At 72.9% G+C, this 20,372-nt stretch carries 21 protein-coding genes and 2 pseudogenes; 12 read left to right on the top strand and 11 right to left on the bottom strand.

Annotated features, from left to right (window positions below):
* Nucleotides 1-2: 2 nt before the first annotated feature.
* Both OHS71_RS05605 and OHS71_RS05600 read right to left on the bottom strand, forming a co-directional pair.
* Entirely contained in the window at nucleotides 3-1,346 is a 1,344-nt protein-coding gene (locus tag OHS71_RS05605) for an amidase (RefSeq protein WP_328477409.1), read from the bottom strand.
* Nucleotides 1,347-1,369: 23 nt separating this feature from the next.
* A complete protein-coding gene (locus OHS71_RS05600) occupies nucleotides 1,370-2,149 on the bottom strand; it encodes a FadR/GntR family transcriptional regulator (protein WP_328477407.1) in 780 nt (259 codons plus the stop codon).
* A gap of 222 nt (nucleotides 2,150-2,371) precedes the next feature.
* On the opposite strand from OHS71_RS05600, the gene OHS71_RS05595 reads away from it, so the two are divergent.
* From OHS71_RS05595 to OHS71_RS05580, 4 genes are read left to right on the top strand one after another with little or no spacing between them, the layout of a single operon-like run.
* On the top strand, nucleotides 2,372-3,127 hold the full coding sequence (locus OHS71_RS05595) for an SDR family NAD(P)-dependent oxidoreductase (protein WP_328477405.1): 756 nt from the start codon (nucleotides 2,372-2,374) through the stop codon (nucleotides 3,125-3,127).
* Nucleotides 3,124-4,092: an aldo/keto reductase gene (locus OHS71_RS05590; RefSeq protein WP_328477403.1), complete on the top strand. Its 969-nt coding sequence runs from the start codon at nucleotides 3,124-3,126 to the stop codon at nucleotides 4,090-4,092. The genes OHS71_RS05595 and OHS71_RS05590 overlap by 4 nt, the downstream gene beginning before the upstream one ends.
* On the top strand, nucleotides 4,089-4,403 hold the full coding sequence (locus tag OHS71_RS05585; protein ID WP_328477401.1) for an L-rhamnose mutarotase: 315 nt from the start codon (nucleotides 4,089-4,091) through the stop codon (nucleotides 4,401-4,403). Before OHS71_RS05590 ends, OHS71_RS05585 begins: the two co-directional genes overlap by 4 nt.
* On the top strand, nucleotides 4,400-5,224 hold the full coding sequence (locus tag OHS71_RS05580; protein WP_328477399.1) for an amidohydrolase family protein: 825 nt from the start codon (nucleotides 4,400-4,402) through the stop codon (nucleotides 5,222-5,224). Before OHS71_RS05585 ends, OHS71_RS05580 begins: the two co-directional genes overlap by 4 nt.
* Here the strand turns inward: OHS71_RS05580 and OHS71_RS05575 are convergent.
* Complete coding sequence (locus OHS71_RS05575) at nucleotides 5,212-6,633, bottom strand: lipase maturation factor family protein (RefSeq protein ID WP_328477397.1); 1,422 nt, start codon at nucleotides 6,631-6,633, stop codon at nucleotides 5,212-5,214. The genes OHS71_RS05580 and OHS71_RS05575 overlap by 13 nt on opposite strands.
* Nucleotides 6,634-6,769: 136 nt before the next feature.
* Here OHS71_RS05575 and OHS71_RS05570 point away from each other — a divergent pair, with 136 nt between their 5' ends.
* From OHS71_RS05570 to OHS71_RS05560, 3 genes are all read left to right on the top strand, one after another.
* Complete coding sequence (locus OHS71_RS05570) at nucleotides 6,770-7,177, top strand: hypothetical protein (protein WP_328477395.1); 408 nt, start codon at nucleotides 6,770-6,772, stop codon at nucleotides 7,175-7,177.
* Nucleotides 7,178-7,244: 67 nt separating this feature from the next.
* A complete protein-coding gene (locus tag OHS71_RS05565) occupies nucleotides 7,245-9,350 on the top strand; it encodes a SpoIIE family protein phosphatase (protein WP_328477393.1) in 2,106 nt (701 codons plus the stop codon).
* Nucleotides 9,351-9,381: 31 nt separating this feature from the next.
* Nucleotides 9,382-10,248, top strand: coding sequence for an Fpg/Nei family DNA glycosylase (locus OHS71_RS05560; RefSeq protein ID WP_328477391.1), 867 nt, complete (start codon nucleotides 9,382-9,384; stop codon nucleotides 10,246-10,248).
* A 90-nt stretch (nucleotides 10,249-10,338) separates the two neighbouring features.
* Here the strand turns inward: OHS71_RS05560 and OHS71_RS05555 are convergent, their stop codons facing one another.
* From OHS71_RS05555 to OHS71_RS05545, 3 genes are all read right to left on the bottom strand, one after another.
* Entirely contained in the window at nucleotides 10,339-11,001 is a 663-nt protein-coding gene (locus OHS71_RS05555) for a zf-HC2 domain-containing protein (RefSeq protein WP_328477389.1), read from the bottom strand.
* 141 nt (nucleotides 11,002-11,142) lie between these two features.
* Nucleotides 11,143-11,658 carry a hypothetical protein gene (locus OHS71_RS05550; RefSeq protein ID WP_328477387.1) on the bottom strand — a complete coding sequence of 172 codons (516 nt, stop codon included), beginning with the start codon at nucleotides 11,656-11,658 and terminating at the stop codon, nucleotides 11,143-11,145.
* A gap of 156 nt (nucleotides 11,659-11,814) precedes the next feature.
* A complete protein-coding gene (locus OHS71_RS05545) occupies nucleotides 11,815-12,363 on the bottom strand; it encodes a sigma-70 family RNA polymerase sigma factor (RefSeq protein WP_328477385.1) in 549 nt (182 codons plus the stop codon).
* A gap of 222 nt (nucleotides 12,364-12,585) precedes the next feature.
* On the opposite strand from OHS71_RS05545, the gene OHS71_RS05540 reads away from it, so the two are divergent.
* Nucleotides 12,586-13,737, top strand: coding sequence for a CapA family protein (locus OHS71_RS05540; protein ID WP_328477383.1), 1,152 nt, complete (start codon nucleotides 12,586-12,588; stop codon nucleotides 13,735-13,737).
* Between the two features lie 74 nt (nucleotides 13,738-13,811).
* On the opposite strand, the gene OHS71_RS05535 is transcribed toward OHS71_RS05540, so the two are convergent.
* Entirely contained in the window at nucleotides 13,812-14,285 is a 474-nt protein-coding gene (locus tag OHS71_RS05535) for a universal stress protein (RefSeq protein ID WP_328477381.1), read from the bottom strand.
* A gap of 87 nt (nucleotides 14,286-14,372) precedes the next feature.
* On the opposite strand from OHS71_RS05535, the pseudogene OHS71_RS41280 reads away from it, so the two are divergent.
* The 3 genes and pseudogenes from OHS71_RS41280 to OHS71_RS05525 all read left to right on the top strand — a co-directional run.
* Nucleotides 14,373-14,678: pseudogene (locus OHS71_RS41280) on the top strand (hypothetical protein); the annotation flags it as partial.
* A gap of 16 nt (nucleotides 14,679-14,694) precedes the next feature.
* A pseudogene (locus OHS71_RS05530) lies at nucleotides 14,695-15,418 on the top strand (amino acid--tRNA ligase-related protein); the annotation flags it as partial.
* Nucleotides 15,419-15,570: 152 nt separating this feature from the next.
* Nucleotides 15,571-16,410: a polysaccharide deacetylase family protein gene (locus tag OHS71_RS05525; RefSeq protein WP_328477379.1), complete on the top strand. Its 840-nt coding sequence runs from the start codon at nucleotides 15,571-15,573 to the stop codon at nucleotides 16,408-16,410.
* Nucleotides 16,411-16,443: 33 nt separating this feature from the next.
* On the opposite strand, the gene OHS71_RS05520 is transcribed toward OHS71_RS05525, so the two are convergent.
* Nucleotides 16,444-17,115 (bottom strand): class F sortase, encoded by a 672-nt coding sequence (locus OHS71_RS05520; protein WP_328477377.1) that lies wholly within the window; start codon nucleotides 17,113-17,115, stop codon nucleotides 16,444-16,446.
* A 333-nt stretch (nucleotides 17,116-17,448) separates the two neighbouring features.
* Here OHS71_RS05520 and OHS71_RS05515 point away from each other — a divergent pair, with 333 nt between their 5' ends.
* Complete coding sequence (locus OHS71_RS05515; protein WP_328477375.1) at nucleotides 17,449-17,955, top strand: hypothetical protein; 507 nt, start codon at nucleotides 17,449-17,451, stop codon at nucleotides 17,953-17,955.
* Between the two features lie 111 nt (nucleotides 17,956-18,066).
* Here the strand turns inward: OHS71_RS05515 and OHS71_RS05510 are convergent, their stop codons facing one another.
* The 3 genes from OHS71_RS05510 to OHS71_RS05500 form a co-directional block, all read right to left on the bottom strand.
* Nucleotides 18,067-18,606: a hypothetical protein gene (locus OHS71_RS05510; protein ID WP_328477373.1), complete on the bottom strand. Its 540-nt coding sequence runs from the start codon at nucleotides 18,604-18,606 to the stop codon at nucleotides 18,067-18,069.
* 219 nt (nucleotides 18,607-18,825) lie between these two features.
* Nucleotides 18,826-19,590 carry a bestrophin-like domain gene (locus OHS71_RS05505; RefSeq protein WP_328477371.1) on the bottom strand — a complete coding sequence of 255 codons (765 nt, stop codon included), beginning with the start codon at nucleotides 19,588-19,590 and terminating at the stop codon, nucleotides 18,826-18,828.
* Between the two features lie 21 nt (nucleotides 19,591-19,611).
* Nucleotides 19,612-20,226, bottom strand: a complete 615-nt coding sequence (locus OHS71_RS05500) for a hypothetical protein (protein ID WP_328477369.1) — start codon at nucleotides 20,224-20,226, stop codon at nucleotides 19,612-19,614.
* Between the last annotated feature and the right edge of the window lie 146 nt (nucleotides 20,227-20,372).

The raw sequence follows: 20,372 nt of genomic DNA, 5'->3' as shown, positions 1-20,372 counted from the left end.
GCTCAGTCGAGCGGAGCCGTCCGCCGCCACGGACGCAGCTCCTCCAACTGTCCGGCCAGCCGAAGCAGTTCGCCTTCCCGCCCCGGCCGGCTCACCAGCTGCACGGCGGTCGGAGCACCGGACGGCAGGGTGCCGAAGGGGACCGCCATCGCCGGCCAGCCCGTCAGGTTCCACGGTGGGGTCAGCGGCGAGTAGTTCGTGTTCACCAGGACGTTGCGCAGCCAGCCCCGCTCGTCCCACGGCGCCGACTTCGGAGACCGCCGGGCCAGCGCGGGCGTGAGCAGCACGTCGTACTGCGCGAAGAACGGCTCGAGACGCCCGCGCAGGACGTCCCGTGCCGAGCCGCGCCGCACCCCCGGCAGGAAGCGCCGGCCCAATGCCGCGTGCACCCGGGTGCGCCGGGTCAGCAGCCGGGCGTCCAGACTCGCGGCGTCCACGGCCGTGCCCGCCGTCCAGTGCGCGAGCGACGTCACACCCAGCGACAGTGGGTAGGGCGGCTCGGCCCGCTCCACGTGATGGCCCGCCCGGACCAGCACCCCGGCCGCTTCCCGCGCCGCGCCCGTGTACGGCTTGCTCACCGTGACCCCGGCCAGCGGGCTGCGCACGGACACGGCGATCTTGAGCGCACCGGGCTCCTCGACCGCCGCGACGTCGGTGTCCGCCAGGACCGACAGCATCAGCCGGGCGTCCTCGACCGTCGTCGCGAGCGGACCGTTCTCGGACATCCCGAACCAGTCGCCGTTCCCGATGCCGGCCGGTACCACCCCGTGGCCCGGCTTGATGGTCACCAGGCCGCAGTTGGCCGCCGGGATGCGCAGCGACCCCATGCCGTCGTTGCCGAGGGCGATCGGCACCAGGCCGGCGGCGACCGCGGCCGCGCTGCCGCCCGACGAGCCGCCCGCCGTGCGGGAGGTGTCCCAGGGGTTGCGGGCCGTGCCGTGCACGCCCTCCGTGGTGCCGAAGACACACAGCTCCGGCACGTTGGTCAGGCCCACGACCACCGCACCGGCCGCCCGCAGCCGGGCCACCGTGACATGGTCGGCGTCGGCCGGGGTGTCCGGCGTCGCGGCCGAGCCCACCCGGGTCGACTCGCCCCGCACGCCGAGGTTGTCCTTGACCGCCACCGGCACCCCGGCCAGTGACAGCCCGTCCAGGTCACCGCGGGCGGCCAGCGCGTCGGCCTCCGCCAGGGCCGCCCGGGCCCGCACCGTACGGAAGGCCCCGATCCGGCCGTCCAGCCGCTCGATCCGTGCCAGGTGCTCGGCCACCACCTCGCGCGGCGTGACCTCCTTCGCGCGTACGGCGGCGGCGATCTCGACGGCGGTCCGGCCGACCCAGCTGGTCACAGGCAGCTCCCTCGGTGTGTGCGCTACTGGCGGGTACGAGGAGAACTCTGCCCCGCAGGGAGTCCCGCGTCGAGAGGCGGCCGTGACTCGGCACGCACCTGGGCCCGAAGCCACTCCTCCACCTCGCCCACATGGGAGGCCGCCGCCGCCCGGGCGGCCTCCGGATCCCGGGCGGCCAGCGCGCGGTGGATCGCGGCGTGCTCCCGGCGGGTGCGGGCGAAGGCGCCCTCCTCCTGGTAGCCGCGCCACACCCGGGCCCGGAAGGTGCGCGAGGAGAGACCGTCGAGGATCGCCGCCATCGTCTCGTTGCCGGCGGCCGCCGCGATCACCCGGTGGAACTCCAGGTCGTGCGCGAGGATCTCCTCCGGGTCGTCCGTCGCGTTCATCGCCGCCAGATGCCCCTCGACGACGGCCAGTTGGTCCGGGGTAATGCGGGCCGCCGCCAGCGCGGTGGCCGTCGACTCCAGGATCCGGCGCACCTGGAGCAGTTCGACCAGACGCGGTCCCCGGGACAGATCGGCGACCACGCCGAACGTCTCCAGCAGATCACCCGCGTTCAGCGCGGTGACGTAGATCCCGGAACCGTGCCGGGCCTCCAGCACCCCCAGCACGGTGAGCGCCCGGATGGCCTCGCGCATCGAGCTGCGGGAGATGCCCAGCTGGGCCGCCAGATCACGCTCGGTCGGCAGCCGCTGGCCCGGCTCCAGCAGCCCGTCGGTGATCATCGCCTTGATCCGCTCGATGGCGCGCTGGGTCACCGTGCCCTTCACGGCGCCGGTCCCGCTGCGCGGGGAGTTTTCCACGTGGCCTCTCCTGTCGCCGGTGCCCCACGATCCAGCCCTCGCAGTGGTCGGACCACTTGAAGCAGTGAACCCGCCCGAAAGTTACCCGGGGGGTGTTGCGGAGCGGAAGTGGTCTGATAAATATGCGGCAGCGGACCCGGATCCGACAACCCGCGGGTGGTGCACGCACCCCGGCGGCGAGCTCCGGGACGCCGACCCCATGATCCGGAAGGAGAAGGCGGCGTGAGCGACTTCGAAGGGCTGACGGCCCTGGTGACGGGGGGCGCCTCCGGCATCGGCCGGGCGACCGCGGAGCTCCTGGCCGAGCGCGGCGCCCGGGTCGCCGTCCTCGACCTGGACCCCTCGGGCGTGGCCGAGCCCGCTCTCGGGCTTCGCGCCGACGTCACCGACGACGCCTCCGTGCGGGCGGCGGTGGAGGCCACCGTCGCCGGCCTCGGCGGGCTGGACGTCCTGGTCAACAACGCGGGCATCGGCGCGCAGGGCACGGTCGAGGACAATGACGACGCCGCATGGCACCGGGTCTTCGACGTCAACGTCGTCGGCATGGTCCGCACGGCCCGCGCCGCCCTGCCGCACCTGAGGCGCTCCTCGCACGCGGCGATCGTCAACACGTGCTCCATCGCCGCCACCGCCGGCCTGCCGCAGCGCGCGCTCTACAGCGCGACCAAGGGCGCGGTGTACTCGCTGACCCTCGCCATGGCCGCCGACCACGTCCGCGAGGGCATCCGCGTCAACTGCGTCAACCCCGGCACCGCGGACACCCCGTGGGTGGGCCGGCTGCTCGACGCGGCCGACGACCCGGCCGCCGAACGCACCGCCCTGGAGGCCCGTCAGCCCACCGGCCGGCTGGTCAGGGCCGCGGAGGTCGCCGGCGCCATCGCCTATCTCGCGAGCCCGCTGTCCGGCGCCACCACCGGCACCGCCCTCGCCGTCGACGGCGGGATGCAGGGCCTGCGGCTGCGGCCGGTGGCCCAGTGAGAAGCCTCGGACGCAGCGGCGTCCCGGTCAGCCCGCTCGCCTTCGGCGCCGCCGTCATCGGCAACCTCTTCACCGAGGTCGGCGAGGAGCAGGCCCACACGGCGGTGGCCGCCGCCTGGCAGCAGGGCATCCGCTACTTCGACACGGCACCGCACTACGGCCTCGGCCTGTCCGAACGCCGTCTGGGCGCGGCCCTGCGCGCGCACCCCCGTGCGCAGTACACCCTCTCGACCAAGGTGGGCCGCCTGCTGGAACCGGCCGACCGGGGCGGCGACGACCTGGCCGACGGCTTCGCCGTCCCCGCCACCCACCGCCGGGTGTGGGACTTCAGCGCCGACGGCGTACGGCGCTCCCTGGAGGCCAGCCTGGAACGGCTCGGCCTCGACCGGGTGGACGTCGTCTACCTCCACGACCCCGACGACCACGCCGAACAGGCCTTCCGCGAGGGCTACCCGGCGCTGGAGAAGCTGCGCTCGGAAGGCGTCGTCGGGGCGATCGGCGCCGGGATGAACCAGGCGGAGATGCTCACGCGTTTCGTGCGGGACACGGACGTCGACGTGGTGCTGTGCGCGGGCCGCTACACGCTGCTCGACCAGCGGGCCGCAGCCGACCTGCTGCCCGCCGCCGTCGAGCGGGGGGTGTCGGTGGTGGTCGGGGGCGCCTTCAACTCCGGTCTGCTGGCCGACCCCGGGCCGGACGCCACGTTCGACTACACACGGGCGCCCGGCGAGCTGCTGGACCGGGCCCTGCGCATGAAGGAGACCGCCGACCGGCACGGCATCACCCTGCGGGCCGCCGCCCTGGCGTTCTGTGCCGCCCACCCGGCCGTCGCGAGCGTCCTGGTGGGCACCCGCTCGGCGGCCGAGGTACGGGACTGCGCCGAACAGTTCGCGACTCCCGTCCCCGCCGCCTTCTGGCGGGAACTGCGGGACACGGGCCTGCTCACCTCCGAGGAGCCGTCATGAGGGTCGCCCTGCACACCAGGGTCCGCGCGGACCGCATCGCCGCGTACGAGGCCGCCCACCGTGAGGTGCCGAAGGAACTGACCGACGCCATCCGCGCCGCCGGCGCCGTCTCATGGACGATCTGGCGAAGCGGCGTCGACCTGTTCCACCTGCTGGAGTGCGAGGACTACGCACGCCTCCTCGCCGAGCTGGAGAAACTTCCGGTCAACGTGGAGTGGCAGGCGCGGATGGCCGGGCTGCTCGAGGTGGTGCACGACTACTCCGACGAGGGCGCCGCCGCCGGCCTGCCCGTCGTGTGGGAGCTGCCATGACCGTCGACGCGCACCACCACCTCTGGGATCTCTCGGTACGGGACCAGGACTGGATCGCCGAAGGCAGCCCGCTGCGGCGGGACTTCACCGTCGGGGACCTCGCACCGCAGGCCCGCGCGGCCGGTGTCGACCGTACGGTCCTCGTCCAGACGGTCACCGTGGCCGCGGAGACCCCCGAGTTCCTGGCGCTCGCCGCCGCGAACGACCTGGTCGCCGGGGTCGTCGGCTGGACCGACCTCACCCGCCCGGACATCGCCGAGGAACTCGCCCGGCTGAGGGAGCTGCCCGGCGGCCGCCACCTCAAGGGCATCCGCCACCAGGTCCAGGGCGAGCCGGACCCGCGATGGCTGCTGCGGGACGACGTACTGCGCGGACTCGCCGCCGTGGCCGCCGCCGGCCTCGTCCACGATCTGGTGGTGCTGCCCCACCAGCTCCCGGCCTGTGTCGAGGCGGCTGCCCGGCTGCCCGGACTCACCTTCGTCCTGGACCACCTGGGCAAGCCCCCGATCGCCTCCGGCGTGCTGGAGCCCTGGGCGTCCCGGGTGCGGGCCCTCGCGGCGCTGCCCAACACGGTGTGCAAGCTGTCCGGCATGGTCACCGAGGCCGACCCCGCGTCCTGGACCGCCGAGGACCTGCGCCCGTACGCGGACACGGTGCTGGAGGCCTTCGGCCCGGCCCGGCTGATGTTCGGCTCGGACTGGCCGGTGTGCACGCCCACCGCGTCCTACGGCGAAGTACTGGAGCTCGCACGGCAGTTGACGGACCCGGCCACGCACACGGAGATCTTCGGAGCCACCGCGGTCCGGGTCTACGACCTCTGAGCCGTCCCCGCCAGCCGCGTCGGCGGCAGGTATTCCCGCACATACGTCCGCCGCCACCACGCGCCCGTCTCCCGCAACTCCCGCCAGGTCGTGTAGCGGTAGCGGAAGAGACGGGCGCGAATGTGGCGCGGGGGCTCGTCGGGCGGGAACGGGGAGCGGCGCAGCAGCTTCAGTGTGTCCCGGTCGTTCTCCAGCAGCCGCTCCACCAGAGCGGTGAACCACGCCCCGGCGTACGCGGGGGAGAGCGCCGCGAACCACATCATCCAGTCCAGGCGCAGATGGTACGGGGCGAACTGGCGTGGCCGGCGCCGGGGATCGCCCGGCTTTCCCCTGAACTCGTACTCCCGCCAGTCGGAGTCCTCGCGGGGCACGTCGTCGAGCGTGCCCTCGACCACCACCTCGTAGCGGATCCGGCTCACGCTGCCGAACGCTCCGTAGGTGTTGACCAGGTGCAGCGGATCGAAGGAGCGGTTCATGACCTGGCGTCGGGAGAGCATGTTGACCACCGGGCGGTGGCTGAGGAACAGCAGGAGTGCGGCCGCGGCGAGGACCACGGTCTCGTACCAGAGGGGCGCGCCGGGGGCCGGCCGGGATCCGGCGGGCAGTTCGAGCGCGGGTACGGCCAGGACCACGGTGATCCAGTTCAGCCAGGCGAAGTTGCCCGACAGCACCAGCCACAACTGGGTCAGGATCATCAGGGACGCGGCCGCCGTCGCGATCGGCTGGGGGGCGAACAGCAGGAACGGCACGATGAGTTGGGTGAAGTGGTTGGCCGCCGCCTCCACCCGGTGCAGCGGCTTCGGCAGATGATGGAAGAACCAGCTCAGCGGGCCGGGCATCGGCTGGGTCTCGTGGTGGTGGTAGAGGCAGGTCAGCTTCCGCCAGCAGGCGTCGCCCCGCATCTTGATCAGACCCGCGCCGAACTCGACCCGGAACAGGATCCAGCGCATCAGGAAGAGCACGAGGACCGGCGGGGCGACCTCGTCGTTGCCGAGGAACACGGCGAGGAAGCCGGTCTCCAGCAGCAGTGATTCCCAGCCGAACCCGTACCAGGTCTGGCCCACGTTGACGATCGACAGGTACAGCGCCCACGGCACCAGCCACAGCAGCATCGCCGCCCACAGGGGCAGCAGACCGTCGAGGCCGGCGAGCAGGGCCGCCGAGACCGCACAGCCCGTCCAGGCGCAGCCCGCGAACAGCCGGTCGGAGTAGCGCAGCTGGAACAGGCTCGGCGCCCGCCGGAAGGGCACCCGCTCGACGAATCGGGGCACCGGCAGCATCCCCCGCTCGCCGAGCAGCGCCCGGAACTGGAGGGCCGCCGTCAGGAACGCCACCAGGTACAGACCGGCCAGGGCCCGCTGGAACACCAGTCGGCTCAGTCCGTACTCGGGTGCGGTGAACCAGTCCACGGCCCTGCGCTCCTTCTCTCGGTCCCCCCGGTCACTGTTCGTGTCCGCATCCTCCAGTTGCGTGACCCCGGTGTGCCGATCAGACAATAGTGGGCGAATCACCAGGGGGACGGACCGAGACGATGCGGAGAACGTGGTGCGACTACCCACTGCCACACTCCTCACCGCCTGCGCGCTCTCGGCGGCGCTCCTCGTCGCCGGACGCGTCGGTGCGGAGGAGAAGATCACGATGCCGGGCGCGGACGCCGTCCTCCCGGCGGCCGAAGGACGTGTCGTCTCCGGCGACCCCTTCGCCGATCCACCGGCCGCCCACCCGGATTCCGCCGTCGTATCCGACGCGGACGCAGACGCAGACGCCGGCGAAGGGTCCGGTTCCGATCTCGACCGCGGTGTCGATCCCGCCGAGATCGGCCCGGAGACCGTCCCGGAGATCCCCGACCTGCCCGACGGCGGCGGGCTGATCCCCGACGGACCGGACGAGTCCGACGCGCTCGACCCGTCGGACAGCGTCTTCGGCAGCCCCGTCGACGTCGTCATGGGCTGAACCGTTGCCGCGGGCCCGCCCCCGCTCCCCGGTCGAAGAATCGGGCAAACCCTGGCAAGGTGGGCCCATGGCTGATCGGGGAGCGAGCGCCCTGTCCCTCCCGGACGACTGGCCCGCCCACCCGGATCCGATCCTGGCGCTCAACCGTATGGGCAGCTTCGACTGGGACCTGGACTCGGGGCAGTTCCACATGGACGCCTGCGCCCACGAGATCTTCGACCTGCGGCCCGACGAGTACGACGGCGACCCCGTCACCCTCGCCGTCCGGGTCCCGCCGGCCGAGGGCATCCGCCTCGACGAGCTGGTCGCCCAGGCCATCAAGGACGGCAGCGAGAACTACGGCGCCTACTTCCGCATGCGGCTGCGCGACGGCACCCTGCGCTGGACCCACACCCAGGGATACATCCGGCGCGACGGGACCGGCCGCCCGCGTCGCATCGTGGGCATCGTGCGGGACGCCACCGACGAGCTCAGCGATCTCGCCGCCCGCCGCGACGAGGCCGACCTCGACGACGCGCGCCGCGAGCAGACCAACGTCGTCCAGCTCACCACGGCGGCGCTGGCGCACGCCCGCACCGTGCGCGACGTCATCGACGTCCTCAAGGACACCCACGGCCTCACCCACCTCGGCGCGACAAGCCTGGTCATGGGCCTGGTCGAGGCCGGCCGCATCCGGCTGATCGCCGAGGGCCCGGAGGGCAGCTTCGTGCCCGGCACGCTGGTCACCCGCCTCGACGAGCCCTATCCGATGAGCGAGGTCGTGCGGACCCTGACGCCCCGCTTCATCGAGTCGCCGGAGGAGTTCGCCCGCGGCTACCCCGTGCTGTGGCCGCACCTCAGCGATCTGAAGATCACCTCGGCGGCCTATCTGCCGCTCATCGTGCAGGCCCGCCCGATCGGCGCGATGGGCCTGCTCTACAGCGACCGCCGGGGCTTCACCCCGGAGGACCGCAACATACTGGTCGCCCTGGGGAGCAGCATCGCGCAGAGCCTGCAACGGGCCATGTTCTACGAACAGGAGAAGGACATCGCGCAGGGCCTCCAGCAGGCCATGCTGCCGCGCACCATCCCCAGCGTCCCCGGCGCCGACGTCGCCGTCCGCTACCGCGCCGCCACCATCGGCGGCTCCCAGGGCCGGGACATCGGCGGCGACTGGTACGACCTGATCCCGCTCCCCGGGGGCGCCCCCTCCGGGGGAGGCCGGGTCGGAGCCGTCATCGGCGACGTCCAGGGCCATGACACCCATGCCGCCGCCGTGATGGGCCAGCTGCGCATCGTCCTGAGGGCCTACGCGGCCGAGGGCCACACCCCGGCCACCGTGATGGCCCGCGCCTCCGTCTTCCTGCACGAACTCGACACCGACCGCTTCGCCACCTGCCTGTACGCGGAGGCCGACCTCTCCACGGGGGTCGTCCAGGTGGTGCGCGCCGGTCATATCGACCCCCTGCTGCGCGGCCCCGACGGGACCTGCCGGCGCCTCCCGCTGCCCGGCGGGCTGCCGCTCGGCCTGTCCGCCGAGTTCGGCAGCCTCGAGTACCCGGTCGGCACGGTGGAGCTCGACCCAGGTCACACCCTGCTGCTGTGCACCGACGGCCTGGTGGAGCAGCCCGGCGCCGACCTGGACGACGGCATGAAGGCCCTCTCCGCCCTGATCGCCGCGGGCCCCGAGGACGTCCGCCAGCTCGCCGACCAGCTCATCGAGGTCGCCGAGGAGCGCGGCGGCGACGACGACGTGGCGCTGCTGCTGCTGCGCCGGCGCGGCCCCGACAGTCCCCAGGCCGGGAACCGGCTCCAGCAGCATGTGGCGCCCGGCGACCCCGAGGCGCTCAGCGAGGCCCGGCACATGATCCGCGCGGCCGTCCGTACCTGGGGCGCCGGGGACCGCTCCGACGAGGTCGAACTGGTCGCCGACGAGCTGATCACCAACGCGCTCATGCACACCGAGGGCGCCGCGATCGTCACCCTGCGGGTGCTCACCGGCACCGAGCACCGGCTGCGCGTCGAGGTGGAGGACACTTCCAGCGCCCTCCCGCGCCGCCGTGAGGCGGGCGAGTCGGGGGTCTCCGGGCGGGGTCTGCTGCTGGTGGACCGGCTCGCCGATGCCTGGGGCGTGGAGGCGCGCGGCGGCGGAAAGTGCGTCTGGTGCGAGTTCGTGATGCCGGAGCGGAGCTGAACACCGAGGTCACTGATGGCACCCTGGACGTATGCCGGAACTTCCCGAGGTCGAAGCGCTCAAGGACTTCCTGGCCGGACATCTCGTCGGCCGCGGGATCGTCCGTGTCCTGCCCGTCGCGATCAGTGTGCTGAAGACGTACGACCCGCCCGTCACCGCGCTCGAGGGCCGTGAGGTCACCGCCGTGCGGCGGCACGGCAAGTTCCTCGACCTGGCGACGGGCGACGGCCCCCACCTCGTCACGCATCTGGCCCGCGCGGGCTGGCTGCACTGGAAGGACAGCCTTCCGGACGGTCCGCCGCCCCGCCCCGGCAAGGGGCCTTTGGCCCTGCGGGTCGCCCTGGAGACGGGGGAGGGCTTCGACCTGACGGAGGCCGGTACCCAGAAGCGGCTCGCGGTGTACGTCGTGCACGACCCGCGGGAGGTCCCCGGCGTCGCCCGACTGGGCCCCGACCCGCTCGCCGACGATTTCGACGAGGCCCGCTTCGCCGGCCTGCTCGCGGGTGAGCGCCGGCAGCTCAAGGGCGCCCTGCGCGACCAGGGCCTGATCGCGGGCGTCGGCAACGCCTACAGCGACGAGATCCTGCACGCGGCGAGGATGTCCCCGTTCAAGCTGGCGGCCTCGCTGACGCCGGAGGAGACCCACACCCTCTACGAGGCGCTGCGCACGACGCTCACGGAGGCGGTCGACCGCTCGCGGGGTGTGGCCGCGGGGCGCCTGAAGGCCGAGAAGAAAAGCGGTCTGCGGGTGCACGGCCGGACCGGTGAACCCTGTCCGGTCTGCGGCGACACCGTCAGAGAGGTCTCCTTCAGCGACTCCTCGCTCCAGTACTGCCCCACCTGTCAGACGGGCGGCAAGCCGCTGGCGGACCGGAGGATGTCACGGCTGCTGAAGTAGCCCGGCGGCCGGACCGGGGCTGCCCCGTCCCGTCCCGCTGGGGCCCGTGACGCCGACATCGAAGTGACCTGAACTCACTCCATGCGGACGTCAGTGGGCGTCGAGCGTCACCAGGTGCTCTCCGGACGAGGTGCGCAGCTCGTAGCGGGCGATCTCGTCGGGGTGCCAGGCCGCGGCGCCCTGCATGGTGTTGGGGCGGGCGTCGTGCTCGGGGACGTTCCAGCTGGTGACCGTCTGCTCGGAGCCGTCGAGGCCGACGGCGATCAGCCGGCAGGAGCGGGGGCCCGCCCCGTCCTTGACCTCCAGCTGCACATGGCTGCCCCAGGCCTCGTTCTCGGTGGTGACCTGCGCCCACACCCCGGACTTCTCGTCCGTCGCGGTGACCCGTACGGCGCTCTCGCCGCCGCCGCTGCCGCCGCCCGCCATCATCGCGAGCACGGGGCCGGCCAGGGCGACCACCACCGAGGCGGCCACCGCGTACAGGACCCGCCGGCGCACGGCCCGGTGCCGGACCGCCACCTCGGCGAGCAGCCGGTCCAGCAGCTGCGGGCCGGGCCCGGCGAAGGGGTGCACGGCGCGCGGGGTGGCGCGCCGGTAGAGCATCATCTGTCGTGCGGTGGGGCCGAACTCGGTTACCTGCGCCGCACATTGAGGACACTCCATGAGGTGATCCTCGAAGCGGAAGGCTTCCGCTTCGTCCAGCACGCCGAGCGCGTACGCGCCGACGTCGCGATGCCTTTCCAGGGACCTCATGCCGAAACCTCGTGCCGTTGAGTGCCAGTGGGGTTACTCCTTGCTCCCACCGGTACGCACCCGGCCGACGAATCACTCAAGCCACGTACCGAATCGTGACCCAGATGTTCGGAGCGGTCCGGCCCGCGGATTGGTGTGAATCTAGAAAAGATGAATCGCCAGGTGGCCGAGAGGCAACCCGAGCTGCCAGGCGGGCGTCCAGACCTTGGGTCCGTCGTCCTCGCCGGCCGCCGGCGCACCGCCGGGGACCGCGTTGAGATCGGGAGCGAGCAGCTCCGTCTCCTCCAGCCAGCGCCAGGCCGCGGCCGCCAGGTCGAGGTCGGGCGCCGGTCCGTCGGACCGGGCGGCCTCGGCCCTCAGTTGAGACATACGTTCACCGACCCAGTCCTGCCACGGCTGGTCGTACGCCGTGAGCGAAAGCCAGGTCTCCAGTTGAGTCACGACCCGGATGCCGGGCAGTTCGCCGTCGGTGTCGGACAGGAAGATGGTGAGCGCCAGCGCGTCACGCCCGGCGCGGAACTCGAAGGACGTCGGCGGCATCAGATCGCCGGTCCGCAGCAGTTCGTCGGCGATGTACTCGGCGTACAACCAGGCCATGGGGACGGTGAGTTCACCGCCGCCGGTGCCGTCCGTACTCTGGTGACCTCTGTGCAGCATCCCTTCCTGCCTTCCTCCGGTGCTTGCGCTCGCCCGTCGCCGGGACGCAGGGGACCCGGTCACCGGGCCCCGTCCGGAACACGGATAAGGACACCCGATTACCCCAAGGGGGTGCTCGGCAAGGCGCTTTACGAAGCCTTTGCCCAGCCGTGGGTTTCAGCGCAGGTCGGCCGCATATCCCGGAAGCACCCGGCGCAGGGCGCGCAGCGCGTAGTACGCGCGGGACTTCACCGTACCGGGCGGGATCCCGAGCGCCGCGGCGGCCTCCGCCACACTGGCCCCCTGGAAATACACCAGCACCAGGACTTCACGGTGCTCCGGAGTGAGTGTCTTCACAGCCTCGCGCACATCGAGGGCGGCGGCCGCCCGTTCGGCGTGGTCGGCGCAGACGGGCGCGTTCTCCAGTACGGCGTCGCCGACCTCCGCAGGCCGTGCCTGGCGGGCCCGCCGCGCGTCGATCGCGAGCCGCCGGCCGACGGTGAGCAGCCAGGGCCGTACGGAGTCGAAGGTGTCGGCGCGCAGGGCCTCGGGATGCTGCCAGGCGCGTACGAGGGTCTCCTGGACGAGGTCCTCGGCGCGCTGGCGGTCGCCGTCACACAGCCTCAGCAGCAGCGCGAACAGGGGTCGGCCGTGCTCGCGCTGGAGTGCGGCCAGCTCGTGTTCGGCGGTCGTCGTCCTGGCGTTGAGGGCGGTTCCGGCGGTCATGGGCGTATGGCACCGCAGTGCGCCGGTTCGGGACAGGGCGCGCGCAGGGGTCTGCGACGGACGGTCGATCGCGTCGACGAACGGTCCGACGAACGGTCCCGACTACGCCGATCGCGGGCATCGGGTCCGGACGAAGGGAGTGCCGGGGCCGGCGGCCGCCCCGCATGGATTAGTACTGAACCATGCGTAAATATGACAAATCATGGGACGTGGGGTGAAGCGGTGATCGCACGCCGACACCAGGTGGCCCTGGCCCTGACGGCCCTCCTCGCCTCGGCTGCCGCCTGCCAGGCCCGGGACCACCGGGCGGCCGAGCGGCCCGGCCGCCCGGCGCCGTCCGCCTCCCGTGGCTTCACGCTCGTCGCCTCCGGCGACATCCTCCCGCACACCTCCGTCATCGACCGTGCAGGCTTCGACGCAGGGGGCGCCGGCTACGACTTCCGCCCGATGCTGGCGGGCATCCGGCCCGTGGTCGCCCGCGCCGATCTGGCGCTGTGTCACATGGAGACCGTGTACGGCGCGAACGGCGACTACACGGGCTACCCGGACTTCAAGTCCCCGCCGGAGATCGCCGCGGCCCTCGCCGCGACCGGCTACGACGGCTGCTCCACCGCCTCCAACCACAGCCTCGACGACGGCGCCGCCGGTGTGGGGCGCACCCTCGACGCGCTCGACGGCGCCGGCGTACGGCACGCGGGCACCGCGCGCACCGAGGCCGAGGGCAACTCGGTCACCCTCCTGCGCGCGGGTCCGGCGAACGTCGCCCACCTCGCCTACACCTACGACACCAACGGCCGTCCGCTGCCGGTGGGACAGCCCTGGACCGTCAACCTCCTCGACGAGAACAGGATCCTCGCCGACGCCAAGGCGGCCCGCAAGGCCGGCGCCGACGTGGTCGTCGTCTCCGTGCACTGGGGTACCGAATGGCAGGACGCCCCGGACGAACGGCAGCTCTCCCTCGCGCGCACCCTCACCGCGTCGCGCACGGACGGCCGCCCCGACATCGACCTGATCCTCGGTACGCACGCCCATGTCCCGCAAGCCTACGAGAAGGTCAACGGCACCTGGGTCGTCTACGGGATGGGTGACCAGATCGCGGGCGAGATGTTCAATCACCAGGGCGTCCGGGATCCGCGCGGCAACCAGTCCACCGTCGCCCGCTTCACCTTCGCCCCACCCACCAGGGCCGGCGGCCGCTGGGAGGTGCGCAAAGCCGAGTTCCTGCCGCAGATGTTCGACATCGACGCCGGCCGGGTGGTCGACCTCGGCAAGGCCCTCGCCCAGGGCGCCGACGTCGAGGGGGTGCGCGACCGGATCAGGGAGGTCGTCCTCAGCCGGGGCGCCGCGAAGAGCGGGCTGGTGACCGGGGAGTGAGACCGGGCGATGAGACCGGGAAACGAGACCGGAACTGAGACCGGCCCGGGGCAGCCCGGCGAGGCGGCCGGGGGCTACGGAACCACCGTCACCGGCCACCGCCCCGCCTTCACCAGCCGCACCGCGACGGATCCCACGATCCGGTGGCCGGCCTGCTCGGAGGCGCCCACCACCACCGCGTCCGCCTTGAGCTGGTCCGCCGCCTTCGCGAGACCTCCGTAGGGGTCGCCGTGGAAGGTGTGGAACTCCCAGCGCACGTCGAATATCCCCCGGGTGCGCTCGGTGGCCTCCCTGATCTGCGCGACCAGGTCCTTCGCGATCTCGTCGGTCGTCTCCGAGACCGGCACCCCCAGCGCGGCGCCCGCCGCCAGCACCGGTTGTACGTACACCACGGCGAGCAGGGCGTGCTGGCGCCGGGCCAGGCCGCCCGCGTAGGCCGCGGCCCGCAGCGAGGAGTCGGAGCCGTCCACGCCGACGAGAATGACCTTGGGTCCGTCCGTGCCCCGCTCGAACTGGTGCGCAGGCTGCTGCGCGTGCTGTTCCGTCACGGCCAGAGGCTATCGGAAGCCGCAGGTCCGCCCGGTGCGCGGGCCGCTCGACGAGCGTCGCGGCCCCGGTGTTCCTGGAGCCGGACCATGAGTGCCACCGTGGGGACCACCACGGCCGAGGCCGGCACGGGCCGGGCACGGCGGCCGGCGGGCCGCCTCCTCGGCCGGGTGCCCGAAGGCTTCGCGGCCTTCCTCGGCGCCCTCGGCCTGCTCTGCGTCCTGCTGGCCCTGGTCCCACCGCTGCGCCGCCTGCTGCGCCCCGTCGTCCGCTTCCTGGACCTGCTGATCGTCCCGGTCAGCGCCAACCTGGCCTACGCCGTCTTCCTGTTCCTGCTGGCCGCCGCCACCGCCGCCCGCAAGAAGATCGCCTGGTGGCTGGTCGTCGTCTACCTCGGCCTGCTCGTTCGTGAGCGGCACGGCCGGGGCGAGCGACAAGGGCGAGCCCACCGTCTTCGTCAGCTCCTGGCAGCTCACCGCCAAGTGTCTGCGCCCCCTGCCGGACAAACGCCGCGGCCTCACCGACCCCTAGGCCAAGGTCCGCATGCGCTACCTCGACCTGGTCGCGAGCCCCGCCGCCCGCGACGTCGTCCGGGCCCGCTCGCACGCCGTGCAGGCCCTGCGCCAGGGCCTGTTGCAGCGCGGGTACCTCGAGGTCGAGACCCCGATGCTCCAGCGGATCCACGGCGGCGCCAACGCCCGCCCCTTCACCCGCCGGACGACGGCCGGGGCGACGTCGTCCTGGAGATGTACGAGCGCCTGGTCGAGGACAGGACCCTGCTCCCGACCTTCTACAAGGACTTCCCCACCGACGTCTCCCCGCTCCCCGGCAGCACCGGACCGACCCGCGCCTCGCCGAACGCTGGGACCTCGTCGCCTTCGGCACCGAACTGGGGACCGCCTGCTCCGAGTTGACGGACCCGGTGGAACAACGCCGCCGCCTCACCGAGCAGTCCCTGCTCGCCGCCGGCGGAGACCCCGAGGCGATGGAACTCGACGAGGACTTCCTCGACGCCCTCGAGTACGCGATGCCCCCGACCGGCGGACTCGGCATCGGCGTCGACCGCCTGGTCAAGTTCCTCACCGGCCTCACCATCCGCGAGACGCTGCCGTTCCCCCTGGTGCGGCACCGCTGAGACCGGCCTCGCCCGCCCGGTGACGCGGCGTCACCGCGCAATGACCGGTTCGACCACCCGGCCCGGACGGACTGAGCCGGGCGGGTGGAATCGTGCCGCCGGTCCGGTGCCGGTGTGGTGCGTCGGGCGCGCACCGGGCGACTGATGACTGCATGAAGAACGATCAGTTGATCACACGGCGACGGGTGTTGCTCGCCGGCGCCGCGGCCGCCGGAGCACTCGGCACGGCCGGAGTGTTCCTGTGGGGCGAGGACGGGAAACCGCCCGGCGCGGCCGCCCCCGCCGCGGGCGCAACGGCGCACCGCCTGCCGCTGAAGCCCACCGCCTACCGCCTTCAGCCACTGACCGGCTACGGCCCCCCGCAGGCCGCCCCGGGCCGCACCCCGGTACGCCACGAACCGCTGCTGAGGATGACCGGCCGCGGCCGCACCATGGTGCTGACCTTCGACGACGGACCCGACCCCCGCTACACCCCCGGCATCCTCGACACACTGGCCCACTACGACGTGCGCGCGATGTTCTTCGTATGCGGCGAGATGGCCGCGGACAACCAGGAACTGCTGGGACGGATGGCCGACGAGGGCCACATCGTCGGCAACCACACCTGGTCCCACCCCCTGCTGACCCGCCTCACCCGCCGCCGGATCCGCTCCGAGATGACCCGCACCAGCGATGTCATCGAGGAGGGCTACGGGGAGCGGCCCCGCTGGTTCCGCGCCCCGTACGGGGCCTGGAACCGCGCCGCCTTCCAGATCGGCGCCGAACTGGGCATGGAGCCGATGGCCTGGACCGTCGACACCCTCGACTGGACCACCCCAGGCACCCGCACCATCGTCGGCCGGGTCGAGAAAGGGGCCGCCCCCGGAGTCGTGGTGCTCTCGCACGACGCCGGGGGCGACCGCTCGCAGAGCGTGCGGGCCCTGCGCGCGTATCTGCCGCAACTCCTGGACTCCGGCTATCACCTCACCGTCCCGCGCCGGCCGTACGCCTGACGCGAGCCCCCCGCCCGCCCGGTCGGGAACCGCTCAGTGGACCTCGACCAGGCGGGCGAAGGCGACGACGTTGCCGTCGTACCCGTTCGCCTTCGAGAAACCGCCGCCGCAGGTGATGACCCGCAATTCGGGAGCCCCCTTCGAGGCGTAGACGCGGTCGCCGGGAAAGTTGTTCTTCTCGAACACCTCGATGCCGTAGATCTCGAACACCGCGGTCTTTCCGTCCATCCGCGACACCTCGACGCGGTTTCCCTTCTTCAGGGCCCCGAGACCGTAGAAGACGGCCGGCCCGAGCGTGTTGTCGACATGGCCGACGACGACCGCGGTGCCCTTCTCACCGGGCGAGACGCCACCGGTGAACCAGCCGGCCAGATTCGGGTCCTCCGGCGGCGGCGCGCCCACCCAGCCGTCGGCGTCCAGGCCGACCGACATGACCGGCGCGTCCACCCGGATGGCGGGGATCCGCACCCGGTCGGGCACGGCGAACGCCAGCGGCGCCGGGGTCCGCCCGAGGGCCCCGGCGGCGGTGCGGCTGTCCGCGGCCGCCGCCGACGCGGGCTGCGGCGGCCCGATGTCGAACTCTCCCGACCCGTTGCGGATGAGCGCGAGACCGGTCAGCAGAACAAGCGCTATCACGCCCCAGGGGGCGCGCTTCCGCCGCCGCTCCTCTTCTTCCGCCGCCTCGGACAGCTCGTACGCAGACATTCGCCATCCCCTTTCGACGTGGCCGTCACCACGTCCCTTCGCGCATAGGAGAAAGCTAAGTCCCCGAAACGGAACCGGCGACGGGGAAGCGGCGAACGGGTGGCCCCGGCACCTTTCGGTGCGCCATCCGAGTTGCCGACGGCAGGAATTTTCTGACGGTCCGTGACCTGCGGCTATATCCGATTGTGTGCATTTCGCTCGGCGTGTCCTCTCACCAGGACGGACCATTCCCGAAATGCGGGCACGTGCACGGCATCTGAGGGTCTGTTCGGGAGGTGCTTTCTCGCCGACATGCCGGGGACGGGCCCCGGGGCGCCTTCCGCGGAGGATCACATGCGCATCACTCGTGTTCTGGCGGCCTCGGTGGTCTCGGCCGCCGCGGTCGCCTCCCTCGGCGTCACCGCCCCAGCCGCCGTCGCACGCGACGGCATGGGCGCCAATCCGAGCAACATCGTCGCCCTGCCCGCCGTCATCGCCCGGGGCGGCCAGCTGGCGGTCACCGTCGACGGCTGCCCCGGCGGCGGCACCATGACCTCGGCGGCGTTCCCCCAGACCAACCTGACGCCGATCAACGGCGTCAACCAGACGGCCAGGGGCACGGCGACCGTCAACAGCAACGCCCGGCCCGGCGCCTACGACATCACCGTCAACTGCTCCGGCCGGACCCTGACCCGCCCGGCCGCCTTCACCGTCATCGGCGGTGTCCGCGGCGGACTCGGCGGCAGCACCACGACCGGCGCCACCCCGACCGACATGGCCATCGGCGGCGGGCTCGTCGCCGCGGCCCTGCTCGGCGGAGGTCTGTTCTGGATGAGGCGCCGCGCCGAGCGCCGCGTCTGAGACCGGTCCCCGGGGAGACCGCACGTCGCACCCGGCGCGGGCCTTCGCCCCGGTCCCGTTCGGGATCCGGCGCGAAGGCCCGCGCGCGGGAGGGCCGTCGGCGGTGCGCCGTCAGCCGGCGTCCTCACCGGCGCGGCGTCGTGCGAAGCGGTACGCGGCGCCGACCGAGCCCGCGACGAGCGCGGCGCCGAGGCCGATCTCCTCGAGATCGAACCCGGCGACGCTGCCGCCCTCGCCGGCGTGCACACCCTGCGGCACCGGGTAGGGCAGAGGCAGCGGATCGACCGGGCGGCCGCCGGCGATCGTCAGCTCCTTGACGGCGCTGATCCCGCCGCAGTCGAACGTCACCCGGTACGAGGCGCCCGCTCTGGCGTCCCGGTCGACCACGGCCACCGCCGACGAGGACCCCCGCGGGATGACGACCGTGTCGAAGACCCCCGAGTGGACCGTCACGGAGCTCCGGCAGCCACTGGTTCCGCGGTCCACCTGGAGGGTCACCCGTCCGCCGGCCGCGACCGTCGAGGGCAGCACGTCGTAGCCGTTGGACATGACGTAGTGGTTGTCGTCGTCGCTCGCGACGGCGGCCGGTGCGGAGAGGGCCAGGGCGGTCAGGCCCAGCAGTGCGGCCGAAGCGACGCGTATCGCGTGCATGGTGGATCCTCCGGTCCCCGAGGAGCAGCCGCGGACCTTTTTCCGCTTGCGCCGTACATGCGCCTCGATGAGCGAAACGCTAGGAACAGGTGTGCGCTCCCGCGATCGCAGTCGCGCGAATGGGGCAAGGGTGTGGGCCGCTCAGGGGACGTCGTTGCGGCAACCGGGGGACGGCGCCGGCGTGGCGGCCGTCCCCCGGCGGCGTCAGATGAGCGGACGTCAGCCCCCGAGCCCGGGGAACAGCCGGAGGAACGGCTCGGCGGACGCGGTGACCCCCCGGCTGTAGGGCGCGTCGAAGTCCCAGATGAGGAAGAGCAGAAAGGCGATCAGCGCGGAGAACAGCCCGGCCAGGACCAGTTCGCGGGGAGTGCGCCGGATCTGTAGCGCGAACACCATGCCGATGGTGATGACGGCCCCGGCCAGCAGCCCGAACCACACCACACCGGGCATGGTGGCCCCGGTCGACTCGGCCCGGGCGTTGCGTGCCTGGTCCGCGGCGGCGATCTGGTCCAGGAGCGGCTGATACGCCTGCGCCTGGAAGTCCGACGTCGGCTGGTAGTCGGTGACGTCCACCCGGACCTTCTGGAGGAGTTCGTCGCCCCGCTTCGTCACCCCGCCGCCGTCGGCCATCGACTTCCACTCGGTGGTGACGACGTGTCCGACATAGGCGTTGACATCCTCCCGAATGCGGTCACGGACGTCGGCCGGGTAGACCCGCACCCGCTCCGAGACCTCGTGGAGCGCCTGCGCCTCCGCCTGGACGTGGTCCTGGGCGACACTGCGCGCCTCCCAGACGCCGGCGATGGCCAGGCCCAGGACGATGGCGTACACGACACCGATCCACATCGTCATGTACTCGATGACGTCCGGGGTCTCGGAGGGGTCCTCGTCCTCGGGCGCCCTGCGGTGCCGTAGGAGGGTGATGACGACCACCACCGCACAGGCGGCGAGCATCGCGAGGGTGAGAACAAGCCATTCCGGCAAGAGATGCCTCCAGGGTCGGCACTAGCGCGGCCGCAGCGCGGCGACGGCGATCACCGCGGGCACGGTGATCAGCAGGACGTAGGTCACCGGCGACTGGCCGTGGCGGACGGTCCGCCGGTGCGGTGAGGCGTGGTACGCCGGGTAGCGCACGGGGGTCGCCGTCGGGCGCGGCGTGGGCTCGGGAACGGGGGTCGGCGTGGGGGCCGCCCGCGGGAGCGGTGGCGCGGGGCGGGGCGCGGGTGCCGCCGGCGGCTTCGGGCGCGGCTCGGGCGGCGGTGGCCTCGGCGCGGGGGGCGGCGGAGGAGGCGGGGGCGTCGGTTCGGGGGGTGGGGGCGGGGCCGGGGTGGGTGGAGGGCTCGGCGTCGGCTCGGCCGGAGGCTCCGGCTTCGGCGGGTCGGGGGCCAGCGTGGGCGTCGGTTCCGGTTCCGGGCACACCGGGGGAGTCGGCCACGAGTACCCTCCCGCGACCGCCACCGCCTCGGTGCCGTCCGGGCCGGTCGAGGCGTACGCGCACGCGTCGGCCGCGGCCGGCCCGGCCGGGGCGGCCGCGAGGATCCAGGCCACGGTCACCAGGGCCAACGCCCTGGTGAGGAGGGCGGATCGGGTCGGTTCGGGTCCATGCACGACGGAGATCATGCGGCCTCCGTCACCGGCCCACGCCGACGCCCGGCGGGGATTGCCCCGAACGGGGGAAGTTGCCGCTCCCGGGTTTGCCGGACGGTGCGTTCGCTTGTCCGGCACACCGTGCGCGTGTGCGATCCGCGGGCTCCGCCGGGGGCGGT

The sequence above is a fragment of the Streptomyces sp. NBC_00377 genome (assembly GCF_036075115.1).
GTDB lineage: Bacteria > Actinomycetota > Actinomycetes > Streptomycetales > Streptomycetaceae > Streptomyces.
Note: the sequence above shows the minus strand (reverse complement) of the source record. Positions and strands in the feature narration are given on the sequence as shown.